The sequence below is a fragment of the Rhodococcus sp. H36-A4 genome (assembly GCF_027158005.1).
GTDB lineage: Bacteria > Actinomycetota > Actinomycetes > Mycobacteriales > Mycobacteriaceae > Rhodococcoides.
Map to the genome: position 1 here is coordinate 752,676 of NZ_JAPVLQ010000001.1, position 20,389 is coordinate 773,064.

General features: G+C 55.0%; 17 protein-coding genes. 4 read left to right on the forward strand and 13 right to left on the reverse strand.

The annotated features are described in order from the left end of the window. Nucleotides 1-11: 11 nt before the first annotated feature. Complete coding sequence (locus tag O1W68_RS03425) at nucleotides 12-656, reverse strand: hypothetical protein (protein ID WP_269301472.1); 645 nt, start codon at nucleotides 654-656, stop codon at nucleotides 12-14. Between the two features lie 61 nt (nucleotides 657-717). Continuing rightward, nucleotides 718-1,362 (reverse strand): hypothetical protein, encoded by a 645-nt coding sequence (locus tag O1W68_RS03430; protein WP_269301473.1) that lies wholly within the window; start codon nucleotides 1,360-1,362, stop codon nucleotides 718-720. Between the two features lie 202 nt (nucleotides 1,363-1,564). Here O1W68_RS03430 and O1W68_RS21565 point away from each other — a divergent pair, with 202 nt between their 5' ends. After that, a complete protein-coding gene (locus tag O1W68_RS21565; RefSeq protein ID WP_442972279.1) occupies nucleotides 1,565-1,717 on the forward strand; it encodes an ankyrin repeat domain-containing protein in 153 nt (50 codons plus the stop codon). 253 nt (nucleotides 1,718-1,970) lie between these two features. On the opposite strand, the gene O1W68_RS03435 is transcribed toward O1W68_RS21565, so the two are convergent. The 11 genes from O1W68_RS03435 to O1W68_RS03490 all read right to left on the reverse strand — a co-directional run bounded on the left by O1W68_RS03435 (nucleotide 1,971) and on the right by O1W68_RS03490 (nucleotide 17,471). Then, nucleotides 1,971-2,672 carry an SGNH/GDSL hydrolase family protein gene (locus O1W68_RS03435; protein ID WP_269301474.1) on the reverse strand — a complete coding sequence of 234 codons (702 nt, stop codon included), beginning with the start codon at nucleotides 2,670-2,672 and terminating at the stop codon, nucleotides 1,971-1,973. 832 nt (nucleotides 2,673-3,504) lie between these two features. Beyond that, nucleotides 3,505-4,767, reverse strand: a complete 1,263-nt coding sequence (locus O1W68_RS03445) for a Coenzyme F420 hydrogenase/dehydrogenase, beta subunit C-terminal domain (protein ID WP_269301475.1) — start codon at nucleotides 4,765-4,767, stop codon at nucleotides 3,505-3,507. Beyond that, nucleotides 4,764-6,782, reverse strand: coding sequence for a polysaccharide pyruvyl transferase family protein (locus O1W68_RS03450; protein WP_269301476.1), 2,019 nt, complete (start codon nucleotides 6,780-6,782; stop codon nucleotides 4,764-4,766). The genes O1W68_RS03445 and O1W68_RS03450 overlap by 4 nt, the downstream gene beginning before the upstream one ends. A gap of 115 nt (nucleotides 6,783-6,897) precedes the next feature. Continuing rightward, nucleotides 6,898-8,193 carry a lipopolysaccharide biosynthesis protein gene (locus tag O1W68_RS03455; protein WP_331283571.1) on the reverse strand — a complete coding sequence of 432 codons (1,296 nt, stop codon included), beginning with the start codon at nucleotides 8,191-8,193 and terminating at the stop codon, nucleotides 6,898-6,900. Further along, nucleotides 8,190-9,455 carry a hypothetical protein gene (locus tag O1W68_RS03460; RefSeq protein ID WP_269301477.1) on the reverse strand — a complete coding sequence of 422 codons (1,266 nt, stop codon included), beginning with the start codon at nucleotides 9,453-9,455 and terminating at the stop codon, nucleotides 8,190-8,192. The genes O1W68_RS03455 and O1W68_RS03460 overlap by 4 nt, the downstream gene beginning before the upstream one ends. A 71-nt stretch (nucleotides 9,456-9,526) precedes the next feature. Beyond that, entirely contained in the window at nucleotides 9,527-10,894 is a 1,368-nt protein-coding gene (locus O1W68_RS03465; RefSeq protein WP_269301778.1) for an O-antigen ligase family protein, read from the reverse strand. Further along, a complete protein-coding gene (locus tag O1W68_RS03470; RefSeq protein ID WP_269301478.1) occupies nucleotides 10,894-11,865 on the reverse strand; it encodes a glycosyltransferase in 972 nt (323 codons plus the stop codon). The genes O1W68_RS03465 and O1W68_RS03470 overlap by 1 nt, the downstream gene beginning before the upstream one ends. After that, nucleotides 11,862-12,842, reverse strand: a complete 981-nt coding sequence (locus O1W68_RS03475; protein WP_269301479.1) for a glycosyltransferase — start codon at nucleotides 12,840-12,842, stop codon at nucleotides 11,862-11,864. The genes O1W68_RS03470 and O1W68_RS03475 overlap by 4 nt, the downstream gene beginning before the upstream one ends. Nucleotides 12,843-12,902: 60 nt before the next feature. After that, on the reverse strand, nucleotides 12,903-14,393 hold the full coding sequence (locus tag O1W68_RS03480; protein ID WP_269301779.1) for a sugar transferase: 1,491 nt from the start codon (nucleotides 14,391-14,393) through the stop codon (nucleotides 12,903-12,905). 610 nt (nucleotides 14,394-15,003) lie between these two features. Further along, the gene (locus O1W68_RS03485) at nucleotides 15,004-16,323 is read right to left on the reverse strand and encodes a UDP-glucose dehydrogenase family protein (protein ID WP_269301480.1); all 1,320 of its coding nucleotides are present in this window, start codon (nucleotides 16,321-16,323) and stop codon (nucleotides 15,004-15,006) included. Between the two features lie 638 nt (nucleotides 16,324-16,961). Next, nucleotides 16,962-17,471 carry an acyltransferase gene (locus O1W68_RS03490; protein ID WP_269301481.1) on the reverse strand — a complete coding sequence of 170 codons (510 nt, stop codon included), beginning with the start codon at nucleotides 17,469-17,471 and terminating at the stop codon, nucleotides 16,962-16,964. Between the two features lie 837 nt (nucleotides 17,472-18,308). Here O1W68_RS03490 and O1W68_RS03495 point away from each other — a divergent pair. The 3 genes from O1W68_RS03495 to O1W68_RS03505 are packed head-to-tail and all read left to right on the forward strand — an operon-like array spanning nucleotide 18,309 to nucleotide 20,279. Then, nucleotides 18,309-19,559, forward strand: a complete 1,251-nt coding sequence (locus O1W68_RS03495) for an ice-binding family protein (protein ID WP_269301482.1) — start codon at nucleotides 18,309-18,311, stop codon at nucleotides 19,557-19,559. A 20-nt stretch (nucleotides 19,560-19,579) separates the two neighbouring features. Further along, entirely contained in the window at nucleotides 19,580-20,092 is a 513-nt protein-coding gene (locus O1W68_RS03500) for a hypothetical protein (protein WP_269301483.1), read from the forward strand. Continuing rightward, nucleotides 20,001-20,279 carry a sortase domain-containing protein gene (locus O1W68_RS03505; RefSeq protein WP_269301780.1) on the forward strand — a complete coding sequence of 93 codons (279 nt, stop codon included), beginning with the start codon at nucleotides 20,001-20,003 and terminating at the stop codon, nucleotides 20,277-20,279. Before O1W68_RS03500 ends, O1W68_RS03505 begins: the two co-directional genes overlap by 92 nt. Nucleotides 20,280-20,389 lie beyond the last annotated feature (110 nt).

A 20,389-nucleotide genomic window follows, 5' to 3' on the forward strand; every position in this document is an offset into this window, starting at 1 on the left:
TCGGGCCGGCTTTATGCAGGCAGTTTCTGCAGCGTCAGCTTCGCTCGCTTACTCACTTCACTGTCCGGATCGTCGAGGTACCGCTCGACCTTCGGCTTCAAGCCGGCGGGCAGGGGCTTGTACTGACGCAGGTATTTGATGCCGAGGGCTCGTACACTCGGGTCTTCGATCTCACCGACGACGATCTCGAGGCCATCGGGTCTCCCCTGCTTGATCAACCATTCCAAGATCGCTGCCCGCCCCGAACTCAACGACCGATCCGTAGCGAGAGCTGCCATCCGGTCATAGTCCGAAGGCACGGCCAGATGCAGCAACGCATTAGCCATCGCATGGCTGTTGATCGGAGGGAGCGGCGGATCGAGATAGAACTGGTCGAACAACACCGGCACAGCTTCGGTCCCGACGGCATCGACGGTGGTGAGGGAGCGAGGCAATCCCTCGCGCAGGTTGGCGAGAACCCTTGGCTCGGTTGCTTTGCTGCGCAGTTCGACGTGGCGCAGCCAGTCAATGAGCAACGGGATCAGGTCGGGATACCGCTGGTTGGTGTTCACCAGATCGGTGAGCGTGCGGAACGGAAGTTTAGCCTTCTTGCTGACGCGGGTGATGTCGGCGGTGAGGAGGTCGTGTGCACGTCGGTGCTCCGGTGAAGGCGCCATGGTTGTTCGAAGCCGTTCTCTGGGTTTCGATTTCGCACCCGATCGCGAACCTATTGCGACACTATTCGGAGAGTTTCTGCAGCGTCAGCTTCGCCTGCTTACGCACTTCGCTGTCCGGATCGTCGAGGTATCGCTCGACCTTCGGCTTCAAGCCGGCAGGCAGAGGCTTGTACTGACGCAAGTACTTGATGCCGAGGGCACGCACGCTCGGGTCTTCGATTTCCCCGACGACGATCTCGAGGCCGTCGGGTCTCCCCTGCTTGATCAACCATTCCAAGATCGCCGCCCGCCCCGAACTCAACGACCGATCCACTGCGAGAGCCGCCACCCGGTCGTAGTCCGAGGGCACAGCGAGATGCAGCAAGGCATTGCCCACCGCATGACTGTTGATCGGTGGCAGCGGCGGGTCGAGGTAAAACTGCTCGAACAACACCGGCACAGCTTCGGTCCCGACAGCATCGACGGTGGTGAGGGCGCGAGCGAGATTCTCACGGAACTTGGCCAAGTCCTGTGGGTCGGTCATCGGCGTCCGCCCGTCGAGGTTCTTCAGCCAGTCGATCAGGAGCGGTATCAGCTCTGGGTATCGCACCTTGGTGTTGACCAGGTCAGGCAGGGTGCGGAACGGCAGCTTCGCCTGCTTGCTGATCCGGGTAATGTCGGCCGACAACATTTCGTGAGCTTTCAGTCGCTCAGACGAGGGCGCCATGGTTGTCGAAGCTGTCCTTTCGGGTGGCTCGCCAGGGAAGGACGGGCGAGACGAGCCTCAACGACTTTACGACAACCTGAGAACCTTTGACATCGAAGACAGTCGCTGAGGCGACGGAAACAAGGTCAATGGCAGATTGTGACGGCAGAATTCGGCTGCACTACGCCGCCAAGACAACGACTGAAGGAACGTCGACGCTGAGATCGCTGCGGGAGCGGACACGAACGCGGCAAACGGTCGAGGGTTCACCCCGCTGCACTTTGCGGCACAGGGAGGCTCAGTGGAGTCGGCGCGACGACTACTCGTTCATGGTGCACGGGTCGACGCGGCAGATGCCTACGGGGAATCGCCGTGATAGGCGGCTCTTGTGACAGCGTCCGGCATTTCAAGGTTCTCGAACTTTTGCGAGCTGACTAAGCAAGGACCGCGGTCGCGCGCAACATGCAACCCATTGATTGACGCGTCGGTTTCGACCACGATCAAGACCACTTTTTGATGCACCCGATACATGTAATCCCATTTTTACGAGCATCAATAATGGCCCCTCACTCCGAACGGCAAGCATGCCTATTACGCAAATAAGACGAGCAATCACGGACCACAGAACTCTAGTTCCGCAATCGTGAACCGATCTCAGTCGCAAGCGCTTTCTGTCCAGCGTCAGTAGGGAACGTCCCATCAGAGCCAAGCATGCCCGGACTATCTATAAGCACCGAACTTACATCAATATATTCAGCATCAATCCGTTCAGATACCCGACGAAGCAGCGTATTCATATTATTCAGCTTCGCAGAAGGACCCGGCGCGAAAACCGACAGAACCACAATCCGCGCATGAGGCGCCAGTTCCTTGGCTCTCAGTAGTGTATCCAAAATCGCCGGACCAATCTTAGAACCATCACCGCGCTTTAGATCTTCAAGACCGCCAGATATGATTACCATGTCAGCACTATCCAAACGAGATCCGTTTATTCGATCGAGGATCGTCAAATTCTTCGCGCCCGGCATTAGGTATCCAGAATCACGGGATGCGTAATCCCTCATATACCAACCCCGCTCGGCGGAAATAATATCCGGCCACTGCACACCTGAATCCATCGGCGTTCCTGTCGAATATGAATCGCCCAAAAAGTAGACCCATGGTTCATCGTAGTAAGAATCAGGTTGAAAACGAATCTCACCTACTGAGATCGCCTCCGATGCTTCTGGACTCTCGTCAGACGACCATCTCCACCAGACACCAACTAAAACCAAGCTAAGTGTAATTAGAATGAATGACACTTTAGTTTGCGCCGCAACTCGATCAAACACTATTACCCCTATAGAATCCACACGATAAACTCAAAATACTTCCGCGAGGCGCACAAAAGCGCGGATACGACCGAAATTAAGACCGCTCAGCCGCAGCAGGCTGAGACCTAACAGCACTGTCTGGTCGATCATTATTCTCACGTCTCGCACAGTCGTGCACGCCTCAACAATTCACTATTTACAACTGTCAGTCTTTTCGTGAGCTCGCTAGGGTCTAGCTCCCATAGTCTCTCCTCGATTAACATTTCCCGAACGCCCTCGGGGAATCGAAACCGACGGACCACTGCGGGGTTGCCAAATACGACAGCAAAGTCAGGAACATCCTTCGTCACTACTGAACCTGCACCGACAACGGAACCGATACCAATGCGGCTACACCCCGGCAAAATCACGGTGTTAGCACCTATCCAAGAATCATGACCGATCTCACACTGGGCGCGGACTACATCGCTAGCGCCAAGGCCATAACGGGGCTGGTACCAGAACGGGTGCATCGTTGCAGAACCAGTGGGGTGGGCAGCTCCAAATCTGCGAACATTAGGCCCAATAGATACATACCGTCCGATCGAGGTATTCGGGTCACAAAACCCCGGATCAAGTAGCGCACCATACGAAAATCCGCCAACCGATACTCCATGGTACCTGTGCAATATCGTGCGCAGAGTTTCCGAGATCATGGGCCCACCCTCGATTGCAACAATTGCCTTCAACAATCGCGAACGCGCAGGGACGGATTTGTATAGTCCTACAGCAATCTTACTAAAGATCGAACGATTCATCGATAGACCTGAACTGGACAGGTCCGCGCTTTTCGTCCTTGCGACAAACTTTCTCATTTTATTCCTTTCCCTCTCTCAACTTCGGGGTCTAAAAGGTTGCCGCTACGTCCCCAACTTCTCCTGAACGTACCTAGCGCCGCCCTTGAACTCGCGGCAAAGTGCTGCCGTGCCAGCGCCGACAACGCGAAGCCACGATACGTCGGGATTCTATGCCCTGACAACAAACGTCCGAGCAGTCTTCCGAACAGCGTCCGGACCCTTGTGACCTGAAGTGGTTGCACGCTATATAGGACATCGTGCGAAATTGATTCCAATAGGAGCACACCATCCGCCGCGGCATCCATCAAGGACTGGTGACCTCGTGCCGTTCGCGCAAATATGAACGACCTACCGTCTCCCGTATCGAACACAGGAAAACCATTTGCATCCGACTCCCAATAGTCCCCAACTGACACATCTGCGAATCGACCCGTACCATCGGGGCACAACTTACATCGCCATTGCAAATCCTTGCCGAGATGCGCACCCCACGATTCACTATAGGAAAGAACGGCGGAATTCCCATCCGCGTCCTGCACTGCAAACTCTCCGGGCCAACCCGCCCCACGGTAACGAAGCGATGTAACGCTCTTAACATTCACACCCAAATTTTCGACGAGAACATCTGTTGCACTCTGGCTCGGAACACCCGCGCAAAAAAAGGACATCATAAAGGGGGTATCCTCTACAGCACCGCCTTCTAAGCCCATTATGGCTCGTGCTGATGAGATTTCACAGGGCTTTCCAACCAAGGCATTACTCGAACCATTGACTACAAATAGTGGCAAATTTGCTACTGGCGCGTAACGTGATCCAGCCGCGGACAGCGCGTCCATCCGACTAGTTATGTTCGTCGAAGTGCTGCGTGTAGACCCCTCAAGCGCAATAGTCCCGACTACCTTCGCAGTCTGCTCCTTCTCAACCATCCAGGCTGAAAGGGCGGTCAGCACACCACCACTGCTGCCAGCACTGCGAAATTCTTCGTCTGAAGCCCACCCCACCCATGCCGATATATATGGCCCGAAAACCGAATCTTGCTTCATCCCATCCTCAACGGGCACCGGTGCATGGACGCCAATCCCCGGACAGACACTCCTGAACTTCATGACGTCGCCCACTGTTGTGTAGTCCTTCTCCACACCCAGTGAAGGCCTCAGAAAGCGATTTTTCACAATTTCCATAGAGACATCTTGAAATACCTGTGCACATCCACCGCAGCCACTACAATTTCCGTTACGAACTACCTTCGATATCTCTTGGGCCACCGACTTCTTCATACCGTATGCCACCTTTTCGCAATCTCGCCCATCGCGACTTTCGAGAAATCACGTGCCCTCGCTTGCACAGCGGCAACCGGATACGGTAAGTCTTGAAGCTGAGACACAAGCTGTAGGGTGTCGTTCGCGATATCGTCGGACAGCTTCAAATCTAAAACCGCGCGCCACTCGAGTGCCGCCATCAAAGGTTCAAACTTTCGCGAATACGCCCACGCGATAGCCGGAGTGCCCACAGACAAAGCATTCAAACAAGCGTGCATTCTTGACCCGATCAAAATATTAGCTCCAGAGATAATCGACCTCGCAGAATCCAAAGATGTCGGTATAACTGCGGTTACACCAACGGATTGATACTCTTCGGCGAGCAACCGCAGTACTGGAACATCATTGTCTTCACGCGGCGAGTCGAGCACATGTGCGATTAGCGTTATCTGTCTTTCAGCAAGAATCAAGCCATCAATGAGTTCACGGACGAAACCACGATAGTCTACATAGTTGACGTGCGAGTTCTCATGCCACAGCAATCCAGACACATTCACGAGAACATCGCTTTGTACCGATTCACTGGGATTTACTAACATAAAAACTAAATCCGTACTGATACCATCAACTTCTCGCCCTAGCGACTCGGCGCACTGGGCGCTGACTGCATCCCTAGATAGAACACAGTCAAAGTTCGCAAGCGCACCACGTGCAAGCAATCTACCAGTGCGCGATTTGAAGGGACCTATCGTTTGCGGCAGCATCACGCTTGGGATACCCAACCGCTTGAGTAGACGTTGCGAATAGATTATCGTTAACAGACGCTTATACCCGTATATATCAGTAAAACTGTCCCCGGCGCCTGTATCGAAAGCTGCATCGAAACTTCTAAAATATTCTTTGATGGGCCCTCGGCTCCGACCAATGTCCTTCATAATGGACCGCGCGCCTAGCGAGACACCGGTCGATCCCGAGCCGAAATCCTGGCATACGACCTCTACGTCGCCTCCCCATGTAACTTTAGCCAACGACTCAGCCCCTTCCGCCAAAACCCTAACTCCCAGGTTCGCGGAATGGGAGTCAGCCCATAAGGCCAAAACTCTGGTCGGAGCGTCGAACCGACTGACCGCTGGCTTCTTATTTCTCGAATGCCGGCTCGTAAGAGATTCTCTGCATCCGGCGCCATACCCCCTGACCGCAGCACGCAATTTACTTGCGCGCCCCTTCGATTCCTTCGCAGCCCGCGCAAATATACGAGCCGTCTCGATAGCTCCCGGTCCAAAAATGGTACTGAATCGACCATAATAACGACCCATTACGATGACTCTATTTCGTTGCATAGAATAGTAGTAAATCTCACTTTTACCTTCTGCCGCTGATGATGCACCGACTGCATGCCAGACTACAGAGTTCGGAACCACCGCCATGCGGATGCCGAGTTTTTGCGCTCGGATACACAGGTCGACATCTTCCCAGTAGAGAAAGATCTTCGGGTCGAACCCACCAAGCCGCCGCCACGTCGAGGCGCTCATCATCATGGCGGCACCGGTAATGAAGTTGATCCTGGTGAGGGTTGGAATCTCAGTCAGGGGCAAGCCAATGCCTGGATGACGAACAGATCGTCGATTCACATCGATCTCGCCCCCCGCAAACCACAATCTGTCACGATCAACCCCAGTTGTGATGAGGGGCGACACGATCTCGCAGGTCCGATTTACAACGGCATCCACTAAGCCCGCAACCGCACCGGCGTCGACCTCTGTGTCGGGATTGAGTATCCAGATTAGATCATCGTTGTCTAGATTGGCATCTCGTATCGCGGTATTGACTGCGACTCCAAACCCGAGATTAGTCGGGTTCGATTTGTATTGGACATCATATTTATTTGCTATAGATTTAGTCCGCGCGCGCTGATTTTGGTCCGTCGAATTGTCGATAACAATAATGGTACCAATGTCATCATCGTCAACAATCGAGCAGATGCATTTCTCTAAAACATCCCCCGAGTTGTAAGCCACCGTAACTACAGTCACCTTCGGCCTCTTTGATGACTGCCGACCATCTGTACCCCGAACTATCACAACTTACCCTTTCCAAACTATCGCGAGATTAATCTAGCCCGCCAGCACCGGCCTGCGACGATCTACTCTATGCAGTCTTACCTGAGACAGGATCGGGGGCACGGCGAAAGAGAGCACGAAAAGTAGACTGGAAATCACCTCTTCTGGGAACGAGGCCGCGGATGGTCACTGGCATCGCAGAAACGCCGAAAAGTGTAGTTACGAAATAGCCACACACAGCCGACAACGCGGCTCCATTTGCACCATATTTTTGCCCAAAAATAATAAGCAATGGAACGCTCACGACGAGTCCTGAAAGTTGAGAAAAGGTAACAGCCATCCCTTTATTGATTGCGAATAACGACGAGGTGAGGACTTGGTTCACAATTACCAAAACAGTACCAACGCTTAGAAGTAAGGTCGTTTCAATAGCGGGTCTGAATTCGCTTCCGAAGATGATGGGCACAGCGAGGGGAGCAATCGCAGCGACCAAAGCACCCGCCAGCAAACCTACTATCGTCGAATGACGTATTGACTCCGCTGCGATGTCTGATTGTTCGCGATCAGACGACTTGGCGATATGAACAAACGAACTCGCCCCAAGTGCGTTACCCACTGGGCTGGGAGCCATGGCGATATTCGTTGCTACAGAATACTGGCCTAGCGCGGATGCACCCGCAAGGGGCAGAAGCAGGATAAGGCCCAATCTGTACGAGGACATCTCGGCGATCTGCGCACCACCTGCCCGGGCCGACTCACGCAACAGCGCACCGAATGGGACACGGGACCCGCGCCACCGCACGACGTTGAATCTGATTGTCGCAACGTATGTAGCCACGATCGACAGACCGTATACAGCGATGACACCAACTACTGCTAATTGTCCGATCGCAAAACAAACAAAAATACCGCCGACGTAGAATAACGGCTGAGCGAGGGTAAGAACAGCAATCTTTGTGTACGACTTTGTTACTACAAAATAGCTTATCAGTACGTTCCGCGAAACAACTAATGGTGTGGTAGACAAGCACAGGTAAAACACAATTTTTTCCAGAGAAGATAGGTCCGAGAATATCGTGCTCACAGCGAGTGCCGAAATTAATAGTGCCGGAATTAGGGACAGGACACTGAGCCGTTGAGCGGACCTAATTACTGCATGCGGATCCGCAGCAGTAGCTACACGTCGCCGAACGACCCAAGGCAACCCAAATCCACAGAGCAGTGGGACTAGAAACACCACAGCGGTGATTCCCGCCGTAATTCCTCGACCGTCGGGACCCAACGCCCTTGCAATAAGCGGAGCGGTCGCTAATGTCAGGATAGACCCAAGAACCTTGGAGACGATCAGTAATGATGGTGAGTTTGGTAGTCGATGCGTCATCATAACGGTAAACCAACCCTATCTTTTCGCTGCCTCCGGTGTTGCAGGAAACGTGAGCAGATCGCGAAGAGTACAGCAAGGCCTATCGCCGCTTCGACTGCCATCAACCCATCCAACGGCTGTCTAAATCTAGTTCGCGTAAAATACAACGCCATTATGGGACCGTTAGCAAAAAATAGTGCGATTACTACCCATTCATTCGCGTGCATTTTTATCGATTCTCGACCGAGTATACGTACAATGCACAGTACTAATATTGAACCGAAGGCCACGGTCGCAATCAGTGCCTGGACCGTAGCATTATTTTGTGCAGCACTATGCGGCTCGTTATATGGCGAAAAATAGTTTACTAATTTTTTAACGTATAAGATTGACGACTCTTCCGGGTTGGACGTTATCCAGCTCCGCGCCTCTGTTGAGTAGAAGTCGTTACGAGATAGCTCACCCATTCCGTGCGCCGTCGCATACTCGACGCTCGGGCTGATATCAGCGGATACGCCACTATCCGCCGTCGCGTTGGGACTATTACCGAGAAGGAGGTTGAACCCTGACGACGTCGAGAGGAAAACTGCCTCACCGATCGTTATGTAGTTTCGAACGACCCATATTAGCCAGGTTCCTGCTGCGAATACCACACTTAGCGCGGCAGCCAATCGTGCACCAATGCGCCAAAATGTAACCACAACCGCTAACAAGAGCACTGCGGCAGTGAGTGCCAGAGTCGGCACCGCCAAGGCCAGGCACGATGCTGTTAATCCAGCGCCTACAGCAACAACTGCCCTGCACTTACTGCTGGTGACAGTCGGCGCAAATATCCACATCGCCCAAAGGGCAAGGATGCACGCCAGCGCCAATGTCTGAGGGTACAGCGTGGTCGCTGTGTACAGGTTGACGGGATAGAGGCCAACGAGAATTGGGGCTGTGATGCCGGCGATCTGGCCGCCTATCCGATAGCCGATCGAAGAAGCTAAGACGGCCGATGCCATCAGGAGTATCGCTGGAATCACAAACACGACCCAGCCTGGAGAGTCAATTATGAATGTAGTCGAAATCCACAACGGCCAAGCTGGCGGCCTATAAGCAGTGGCTAGTCCGTTCAGCTGGTAGACGCCGAATTGACCAACGCCCTTCCCAAGTTCTAAATAGCCTTGCTCGTCGCTGTATCGGACACCTTCATGCATTACGACGCAGAAAACGGCAATCAATATTATTACTACAGTGTTTGTAATAATTAGAAGCGAGAAACTTTTACCCAGTCTTTGCACCGTCCGGAAGCGACTGACGAAAGAATTTCGTCCATGCGGTCGGGATTGCAAACTCTCGGACTCAAGGTTACTCATCGTGTGTCAGCCATCTGTGCGCGTTTGTCAACGCAGACAATCAAACCGCATGCTATTACGCAACCGCCGAATGCGGCAAAACTTCTTGCATGCATGATCGGACTTACGAGACTTACGACCATCATCGCGGTAAAGGCACATCCTAACGATGCCCAAAAGCGCCGGTTAGTAACATTCTGGTTATTGGCAGCTCGAAACAGCTTATATATACCGAGACCAATGAGCGAAATCATGAGCGTGCCGCCGATGACACCGAATTTGACGAATGGCAATATCATGTAATTATGGAGATAGAGGCGCCCCTGGTCACCCACGAATGGTTCTCCAAATATCTTTTCTCGATAATATGCTCCGAAACCGGTTCCAGTCAGCGGATTGTTGGAGAGAAAGGTCCACGCGCTGTTCATCTCAACAAAACGCCATCCCACAGAGGGGTCGGTGGCGATCACGTCGGGTGCGATTCCAGTCAACACTCGGCTTGAGAACGTGTCGATCACATTCGCAAAATATCCGTATTGGTAGCCGATCCACACGGGAATTCCGGCTAGGACGATCCCAGTCAAAGCTAGCAGCGTAAGTCGGCCGAATCTATCCCAACGAGAAGATGCGAAAGGAATCACGACAGATAGAAACGAGGCCGCGGCGATACCCGCTAGCGAGTTTCGAGAATAAGACATTATGGTCAATGATGTTGCTGCGAAAATTAAGACCATCAGGTGCTTTTTTCCGATTAGTCTACCAATTTTCAACTTGAATACTGAAGCCGAGATAAGGAAACATGTGACAAATAGTGCAATTGAAACGGTTTCCGTCTGAATTCTTCGACTATCCAGAGATTGAGCCTGACCGCTGTAGTATATGGCATTGACAGCGCCAGCCTCATTCCCGACGATAGTGGTGGAGGTCAATTGACTCAAAATTGCTAGTACCGCGGTGCCAGAAATTAGCCAGGTTATTGCACGTCCGCCAAATCGTAAAGACTCGGGCCGAGCCATGAGGTACGCGCCTATGACTATACCTGCGACGATATAGAGTGTCGGTCTCATATCACGAATTACCCAAGACACCGTGGCACCGTGCCATACCCCGACACAGCCAAAAATGACCACACCTAAAGAAAGCATGCCTAAATATGGCGTCGATCTAACAATCTTGACGGCCGCAACTGTACTTGCAATCAGAAGTAGATCGGAAAAATATACCGATCCCGGACCCAAGGTGGCCTTCCACTCAACACCATAGAGGGTAGGAAGTGCAGTTGAGATCAGCGCAATCCAGACCACGATATCTCGATAGTTCAGCACGAATCGATGATTTACTGAACTGTCGATCAAATCCTCGACTGAGGGAGACGCTACTCGCATCACGGTCTGTGCACCTCGCTCAATTCTTTGACCCAACGAATCAGACTCGCTACTGATTCCTTCTGGTCCGCGACGTGTTTCACTTGCAGCTGACGCATCAATTTCGATGTCTCTTCCGCGCTAGTTGTGGCAGCCCGCACTCCGCCGAGTATCCCTGTAGCAGTGGTCGGCACGTACATCGCCGCGTCACCGAAGAAGCGCTGCAACTCAGGAAATTCGCTTGTCACTAGCGGTTTGCCATAGATCATCGCTTCGTACCCGCCACGTTGCATAGTATGTGGTCGATCAGTAAGTGCTACCACGATCGCGCAGTCCTGCAATAAGTCTGCGTAGCCCGAGTCAGTCACATACCCGGAGAAGGTCACATTGTCCGTTGCTTTCATTTTTACTACCTCTGGCGCTTTGCCAGTTAACACCCAATTGAGGCTTGGGTCCAGGGCCGCAGCGCCGAGTATCTCATCAACTGGTTCGTCGTTTGCGTAGCTCAGTGGAGTAAGAATAAATGATGGGAAAGTTCGGTCGCGCGTCTTGATGGAGCTCCCCGTCGGGCTGGAAATTAGATCGTGGAGAACGATAGCTTTCACATCGTGTGTCTGACAAACACTCTGTAGTGCGGAATTTGTAACAATTGCAATTGCCTTACGGCCGATAAGACGCAGCGTCGGAATTAATGCCCATTTCCACTTGGGATCTAAGAAGACACCACTGTGCAGGTCAACAATAAGTCGGCCACGGAAAAAGAGTTTGACAACTATAAGCAACGGGAGTGGCGGCAGCATTATTGCCATCACCGGTGGGCGTTTTTCTAGAACCATACGGATTGTTTTGATCGATTGAATCGCATAGCGGATTGGTAGCGGGCCGGCACCACCCTCTATGAACACGGGGAGCATACCTAGCGCTAACGCGAGGTCCTGACTCCTGCCGTGATGTTTGACCCAGCTAATAAATAGACCTTCTTCGTTGTTCATTGTGCCTGCGGTTCAATTTTTGTTGCGGCAGCGGAGTACAGCGGATCGCGCCTAGGCTCACTGAGGTCCAATCGGTAGGCCAACTTGCGAGAGACCATAGCAGTAGCTATTTGACTCTGGTGTCCATCGACATGCTCGTTATGGTCTCGATCCCTGACTGCCAGGATCGGGCATATACCAACATCTAAAAGAGAGAGAATAGACCCGACACCCGCATGTGTAATGACTACATCGGCCCAAAGTGCTGTAGTAAGCACCTGGGATGCTGGTATTTCGGAATGGGTTTCTCCTGGTAGGTCGCTGCGGGTCGTCGCGCCGAGTTGCCAGACCACCTCATCGCCGGGGCGTAACAACGACAATATCGAATCGACTGCACGGTCAAATCTATATGGCTTGATCGTACCGAGAGTAACGAATAATTTCAGGGATCCAGTCTTCGGCAATACAGAAACAGGCTTCCATTCCTCCAGCAGGGATTGCAGTTGGCGCCAGCCGCCCTTCGCCCATGTCCGATGTTGGGTGTACGTCGAAATGCCAGGGAATGCCCTCATAAGCCTACCTGTCAAAGAAGGCCCCTCGGTGCGACTCACGCTCTCGACATAAATTGTGCGAAGGCCCCGAATTCTTGCCAGCGGGAGAATAGACGATGCGAGTGCTGCTCCGGTACTTACGCATACGTCGTACGAATCCTTGGTGATAATCGGTGCCACTATCCGTGCCGCATGAAATGCGGCCTTAAAGTCACGGGGTTTTACGTAGGGCACATTCACCACATTACGGCCGCGAAGTAAGCTTTTAGATTGATGAGAATCGAACGTTATCCAGCTCGAGGCTGGATCGGACTCAACGTTGCTTGCCATGCGGACTAGCTGCTCAAGGTGTCCTCCCGTCGAGGCCACCCACAAAACCCTTGCCCCGGCCGGGATAATCTCGACGAGCTTAGATGGCTCAGTCCCGGTGGTCAATCCTTTATTCATGTCTACTCCAGGCACAGTCGATGAATGTTGAAGAGCTGTCCAGCGGTTAACGTTTGAGCTTTAATACGCCCCGCTGCTACCAGCAACTGCTTTGACCGTCTTTGCGATAATTAGGAGATCCCCCACCATCGACCAATTCTCCACGTAAGAGAGATCCAGTCGGACAGTTTCTTCCCACGACAGGTCGGAACGGCCACTTACCTGCCATAGTCCAGTAATCCCAGGCTTCACAAGTAACCGTCGTCGTACATCGCCATCGTAGGTTTCGACTTCGCGTCGCAACGGTGGCCTAGGTCCAACCACGCTCATTTCGCGTCGGAGCACATTCAAAAACTGGGGTAGCTCGTCGATACTGTACTTACGCATGAACTTACCGACCTTCGTCACACGAGGATCCTCACGTATCTTGAATAACACGCCGCCCGAACTCTCGTTCTGAGCAAGCAGGGCATCTACCTGCTTGTCAGCATTCTGGATCATGCTGCGAAACTTGATCATCGGGAAAGGTTTACCGTCTATGCCCATGCGCTCCGATTTATAGAACACCGGACCGCGACTCGTAGCCTTCACCGCAGCAGCTGTCGCCAACAAGATGGGGGATATCAACACAAGAACCAGGACTGCAAAGATGAAGTCGAAGGCCGTCTTACTGAAGCGAGTTGCGCCGTTGTACTGAGGTTTCTCCACATGAATCAACGGGAAGCCGGCGACCGGACGCATGACCAACCGGGGGCCCGCTACGTCGACGACACCAGGCGCGACCACAAGGTCAATGTTTTTCTTCTCAAGATCCCAGACCATTTTGCGGATGCCCTTGGTTCCAAGATGCTCGGTGGCGGTGACGGCGACAGTATCCGCGCCTGAAGCCTGGATAGCCTCGAGGACGTTGTGCTCGTCGCCGAGCACTGGAATTTCGTAGCCGTCCACCACAGCCGAATCACGCTTTGGTTCGAACCCTGGCAGGCACATGCCAACCACGCTGTATCCGGCTGCAGGTGATCGCTCGAACTGCTTGGCCATCGAGACTGCTGCCGCCCGGCTACCTACGATCAGCACCGCGGTCTGATACTTACCTTTGCTGCGCTTGGCGGCGACACCCTTGCGCCACATCCAGCGACTGACTAGAAGGGCCAACAGGCCAACTGGGAACGCTATGGCGAGATAGAGACGCGCAATGTCGATCTTGAAGAGGAGAGACAGAATCGCAATGACACCGAAGAGCCGGAAGGTGGCCGAGACGATGCGTCGGTACTCCTCGGCGCCGTTCCCGATTACCCGGGTCGAACGTGTGCGGAAGATGGCGAGGAACGCTATCCACAGCCCTGCGAGTGCGGCAGAGATGCCTGTGTAACTCAGCATCGCTGTGGTCTGTAGTTCACCGAACCGGATCAGTTGCGCTAGTGCAACGGCGGCTACGACCACAATGATGTCGGTAACTCGGAGCCTGTCCATGTACTGGTGCTCCCACACCCGACGAGAAGTCAACCGGCGTTCCCGCCACGCCTGCTTGCCCGGCGATGCTGCTTGCGAAGCCTGCCGTACTGATCCCAGCGTTGCCACCGACTCCCCCTCCTAACGGTACTTCGACAGCCATGGGGACGACTGTCAACGATTGCCTGCGAACCCCGACGATTCATTTCCACATTGGCATGAAGGCACTTACTTCAGCCCGACTACTCGAGCATTCCGATTTTCGCACGTTGACTGAAATTCGACTCAGCAAGTGAGTCACATCACAGTGTAATTACGTATCCCAATCGGATTATCACACCGACTGTATAGAACGCGAGCATATCGCGCGCATAAATCGGCCCGCACTACTCATCGAACGAGCTGGAGGCACTGTTACATCCACACGCGCGATCCACTCTGACCGCCAATCCTGCAGTGTGACAATGGTTTTCCTACGTAAGTACGGTGTGAGACACCAATCCACATCTGGCGGACGCTACAAGTGCGGCATCCCCAGATGCATAGATTTTTCATTATGTAAAACATTTGCTTTGACGCTTGATTGCCAGCTAGCGGTCGCTATGACGGTTTTCAAACCGACTGGACTAGCGCAGACACCAATTCGTACGATTGAATGACATAAGTTCTTTAACCACCCGACAGATTTTGTTGCGACTGTTAAATCGCTATAAATAATGCCGGTTGTGCTTTACGGGCGCCCAAGCCCGCGGTAGGTCCATCCAGCATCGCGCCACTGCACCGGGTCGAGGCAGTTTCGACCGTCGATCAAGGTTTTCGCCCGAACCACGCTGTCGAGGTCCTTCGGCTTCAGTGCCTTGAACTCTTTCCATTCCGTCAACACCAGCACTACATCCGCGCCTTCGCACGCTTCGAGCGCTGAGGTGCTGTAGCCGAGTGTGGGGAACAAAGCGCGTGAGTTGTCCATCGCCTTCGGGTCGTACACATTGACCGCAGCGCCCTGTAGCTGGATCTGACCAGCCACATTGAGGGCCGGGGAATCACGGACGTCGTCGGAGTCAGGCTTGAACGCGGCCCCGAGCACTGCGACCCGCGCTCCAAGCAGTGATCCGCAGGCTTCTCTGGCCAACTCCACCATGCGGGTGCGTCGGCGCATGTTGATGTTGTCGACCTCGCGAAGGAACGTCAATGCCTGGTCAGCGCCCAGTTCGCCGGCCCTGGCCATGAATGCGCGGATGTCCTTGGGCAGACATCCGCCACCGAAACCGATGCCAGCGTTGAGGAACTTACGACCGATGCGGTCGTCATGACCGATGGCATCTGCCAGCACTGTCACATCGGCGCCTGCGGCTTCGCAGACCTCGGCGATCGCATTGATAAACGAGATCTTGGTAGCAAGGAAGGCATTGGCCGAGGCCTTGACCAGCTCGGCCGTCGCCAGGTCGGTGACCAGGAAGGGAATCTGCTCTTCGAGCAGCTGCGCGTACACCTCGCGAGCCAATTCCTCAGCACGGCCGGGGCGCGCCTTGTCTACGCCCAGCACCAGGCGGTCCGGATGCAGGGTGTCCTTGACGGCGTAGCCCTCACGGAGGAACTCCGGATTCCACGCCACCTCGACCTCATCGCCAGCCGGCGCGAGCTCCCGGGCTCGTGTCGCGAGCCGGGCAGCGGTGCCGACTGGGACCGTCGACTTGCCGAAGATGACTGCAGGCTTGGTGAGCAGCGGTGCGAGCTGCTCGATGACCGCGTCGACATAGATCATGTCGGCCGCGAATTCACCCTTCTTCTGCGGAGTGCCAACGCCGAGGAAGTGGACTTCGGCGAACTCTGCAGCCTCTTCATAGGAAGAAGTGAACTTCAGACGGCCCGCTGCGATGTTGCGCTGGAGGACCTCTTCGAGCCCAGGCTCATAGAACGGCACCTCGCCGGCTTCGAGCTTGGCGAGCTTGGCTGGATCGACGTCGACTCCGAGGACCTCATGCCCCAACTCCGCCATACACGCCGCGTGGGTCGCGCCGAGGTAGCCGGTTCCGAACACGGTAATTCGCATGGGGCAGTCTTCCTATTTCAGAGGCCGAATGTGAATCGCGAACAGTGTGAACGCGAAGTCGAGCGCATGACGTCGATGGCCAGTCATTGCTCTCGCACATCTTAAGGGGCCAGTGTGACAAAGTGCGCGCCGGAATGGCCACCGCCAATTAGGCGGGCACGACGCAACCGACCCTGCGTGTCGCCGCGAGATCCCCAGCGGGTCAACGGATCAGAATAGATGACCCAACCGGGCATCTCAAAGGTTTCCACTGTCATTCAGTTCAATTAATTCGTTCACTAAATCCCGCTTCAGCATTTTTATGTAATGCAAGTCACTGGCATAACCGCGATCGCTCAGCACTTCAGAAGGCTACTACCAATTCTCAGCAGAACCGGGCCAAGGGCGATCCGAAGAATCCCAAACCCGATTGATATCACCCTTCGACGCAAGGTCCGCACCATAAGTCGGGAAGTAGCAAGCCACGATAGGCACGGCGCAGAACACCTGGCCCACCCCCACAACAGTCTCTACCAGAGACTTAGACCCTTCTCGAGGCAGGGACGACAGGAATGCAAGCCTGGGCGGTTCGCCATGCAATCTTCTCTAAAAACACACCGGGGCGCTGGAATCACCACAACTACGCGAGCATCTGCCGTTCAGTCGAGGTCGCGGACCCGTCGGGCGGGGATACCGACATAGAGCCCGTTCGGCTCACAGTTCTTGGTGACCAGTGAGCCAGCACCAACGACGCACCCCTCACCGACCGTCACACCGGGCTGGACGGTCACATTCGCTCCGAGCCAAGCTCCGATACCGATAGTCACAGGCTCGCACGTTCCTGCGCCCGCTCGCTTACTGGAAGGACCGATCTGGTGCGAACTTGTGACAATAGACACCTTCATTCCGAATGATACGCCGTCTCCGATCACGACTGGAGCAGATGAGTCGATGAACGCATCGTAATTCAAAAACACGCCTTGGCCGATTTCGACATTGCGCCCGCTAGCGAGGAACGCGCCAGGATAAATACGCGACCGACAAACTTTAATTCCCATGACGCGGTACAGCCTCCACCGCATTCCGGTAGGTATAAGCATCGACGACAGTACACCGTTGATGATGAACGATCGGATGATGTAGCGGATTTGATTGGAGGGCGATGCCATGTGATGCATTGTGCCGTACCGCTCGCTCATCTATTGAACGAGGCAGCATTTGCGTAGAATTGACACCGGGTTACGGCGGGCTGCAGGTGCGAATGAACCCGGTGAGCAACGAACGCCTAGCTCCGACAGCGGCCGGAAGTACGCAGACTCGCGAGATCCCGAACTGGGCAACGGGACAGAATCGATGACGGAACCGGGCGGATCTCAGGTTTCCACTGTCGTTCAGTTGGATGAATTCGTTTCTTAATTTCAACTTCATTAATTTTATGTAATGCATGTCACATATTCCCGGATCGGTTTCTCGGCATTTACAGCGCGGCCCGCGATCGACCCACCGAGGACTCACCTCGAACGCTCGCCCAATAACACAGTAGTTCGAGCTTCAACCGCGAGGGCCCACCGTGCCGAAAGCAAGTAAATAGCTTGGTTTCTTCAATGACTGTAGAAAAAGGGAATTCCCCCGAATACGAGTCCCCTAACAATACTTCCTCATAAAAGCCCGTTTAGCTTCATTGAAACAAACCTGTGAACCGGTCGAATTCCGCGATTATTCAGAAAATGTATGCCTAGTGTGTAAAACGTCTACACACGGATTTACGAGGAAGTCCCTGACGCGCCCAGCGCGTAGTCCGACGCCATTTTTTCTATCTGGCGTTCATCGGACTACACCAGATTCGGCCCATTCGCCGCTGCACGTCAAACCATACGGAACCTCGATGACCAGCGCCTTCACACCAGAGGCAGCAAAGCGTCGCCGCCGTAAAGGCCATTCTTGCGTTGGGAACCGCTGCGCTATTGATACTGCCCAATGCGACGGCAGGTGCAGCCACCCCACCGATGGGTCTGGGAACTGCAGAGAGCTATGCAGTTCTGGCCGGTACCACGGTCACCAACACCGGCCCATCCATGGTCTCGGGCGATCTCGGGGTAAGCCCTGGCACAGAGGTGACCGGATTCCCCCCGGGCCTGGTCAACGATGGCGTTATTCACTCCGCAGATGCCCCCGCGCTGCAGGCACAGGCTGATCTGACCACTGCATACAACGACGCGGCAGGACGAACGCCGCCGACATTGGTATCTTCCGATCTCGGTGGGCAAACACTGGCTCCTGGGGTGTACAAAGCGGACTCTGCACTCGCACTGACCGGGACAGTCACATTGGATGCCCAATCCGATCCGGCGGCCGTCTTCATCTTCCAAGCAGGTTCGACACTGATCACCGCACCGAACAGCACCGTGAACCTCATCGGCGGTGCGAACCCGTGCAACGTCTTCTGGCAGGTCGGCAGCTCCGCCACACTGGGCACGACCACCACGTTCGTCGGTACAGTCATGGCACTCACCTCGATCACCCTGCAAACAGGCGCCAAAGTCGAGGGCCGAATCCTGGCGCGTAACGGTCAAGTCGCACTGGACACGAACACGATCACGCGGCCGATGTGTTCCACGCCGCCGACTACAACCACCACGCCGTCCACGACGACGACGGTGCCGCCGATCACGACAACGGAGCCACCGGTCACGCCCACCACGAACGCACCGCCAACCACCACCACCACGACCGCACCCCCGGTCACCACCACCACGACCGCACCCCCGGTCACCACCACCACGACCGCACCGCCGGTCACGACAACGACCGCACCACCGGTCATCACCATCCCGACAATCCCGGGCGTACCTACGATTCCTGGGGTCCCACCGGTCATCACGATCCCGCCGATCCCCGGGGTTCCGACCGTGCCGGGCGTACCCACAATCCCGGGTGTACCCACAGTGCCGGGCGTACCTACAGTCCCGGGCGTACCTACTGTTCCCGAGGTTCCGCGCACACCAGGAACACCCAACGCTCCGGAAACACCAAAGGCTCCACAGTCCCCTGCTCCTAACGGCGGCCCGAGCACCAATGCACCGGGTGGACAGATCACCCAGATACCCAACGGCGGAGTCGAGACCGGTGACGGCAGCACAGTTAGCCAAGGCGATACGCGCCACTGGGTTCCGATCTGGATTTCTGCTGCGGCCCTCGTCGGCGGAGCCGCACTGATAGTCGTTCGGCGACAGCACCAAAATACCAACGGCAGCTGATGTTCTCGCAACGCTCAGATTTGAGTGATCGTCCTACTGCGTCCCGACGTCGGGGCGCAGTAGGAGGGTTAGCCGTAGCCGTAGCGCTTGCACTGGCTTTGGTCACCGGCTGCAGCGCCCCGGCAGAACCCGACGGGTCAGTCGTCGGACAGCCGTCGTCGTTGGTCGACTCCTCTGGTTCTGCCTCGTCGGCCGAGACGTCACCGGACGCACCTGCACTCCCGCCTGCGGGGGATGCGGACGTCGTCGACACTGTTGTCGGCGCCCCGGCTGTATCGGCGTCGACACCGATACGGATCGAAATCCCCGCCATAGGAGTCGATTCCGACCTCATCGGACTCGGCTTGGAATCCGACGGAACCATGGAGGTGCCAGCGGCTGGGTTCCCCCGGCGGTTGGTACGACGGCTCGCCCACGCCGGGAGAGCTGGGCCCGTCGATCATCACTGGGCATGTCGACTGGGCAGGGAGTCCAGGGATCTTCTACCGGTTACGCGAACTCAGCAGCGGGGACAGTGTCATCGTCAGCCGTGAGGATGACACCGTGCAGACCTTCACAATCTCCGATGTCGAGCAGTATCCCAAGGCCGAGTTCCCGACGGCATCGGTCTACGGCGATCTCGACTATCCCGGACTCAGGTTGATCACCTGCGGCGGTGCGTTCGACGATGGTGCCGCCAGTTACGACGACAACATCGTCGTCTACGCCGCGCTCACCTAGTAGCCCGCCGGCTGGCTACACCGAATCACTGTGCAGGTCGGGTAGATTCCACCCGACCTGCACAGCAGCCATTCGGCGGCTCAATTTAGCGCAGGCCCATCGCACTACGG

What these genes read in the sequence shown, in the direction of transcription:
- O1W68_RS03425 (WP_269301472.1), bottom strand. Translation starts at nt 656, where the DNA reads ATGGCGCCTTCACCGGAGCACCGACGTGCACACGACCTCCTCACCGCC.
- O1W68_RS03430 (WP_269301473.1), bottom strand. Translation starts at nt 1,362, where the DNA reads ATGGCGCCCTCGTCTGAGCGACTGAAAGCTCACGAAATGTTGTCGGCC.
- O1W68_RS03445 (WP_269301475.1), bottom strand. Translation starts at nt 4,767, where the DNA reads ATGAAGAAGTCGGTGGCCCAAGAGATATCGAAGGTAGTTCGTAACGGA.
- O1W68_RS03455 (WP_331283571.1), bottom strand. Translation starts at nt 8,193, where the DNA reads ATGATGACGCATCGACTACCAAACTCACCATCATTACTGATCGTCTCC.
- O1W68_RS03465 (WP_269301778.1), bottom strand. Translation starts at nt 10,894, where the DNA reads ATGCGAGTAGCGTCTCCCTCAGTCGAGGATTTGATCGACAGTTCAGTA.
- O1W68_RS03470 (WP_269301478.1), bottom strand. Translation starts at nt 11,865, where the DNA reads ATGAACAACGAAGAAGGTCTATTTATTAGCTGGGTCAAACATCACGGC.
- O1W68_RS03475 (WP_269301479.1), bottom strand. Translation starts at nt 12,842, where the DNA reads ATGAATAAAGGATTGACCACCGGGACTGAGCCATCTAAGCTCGTCGAG.
- O1W68_RS03485 (WP_269301480.1), bottom strand. Translation starts at nt 16,323, where the DNA reads ATGCGAATTACCGTGTTCGGAACCGGCTACCTCGGCGCGACCCACGCG.
- O1W68_RS03490 (WP_269301481.1), bottom strand. Translation starts at nt 17,471, where the DNA reads ATGGCATCGCCCTCCAATCAAATCCGCTACATCATCCGATCGTTCATC.
- O1W68_RS03495 (WP_269301482.1), top strand. Translation starts at nt 18,309, where the DNA reads ATGGGTCTGGGAACTGCAGAGAGCTATGCAGTTCTGGCCGGTACCACG.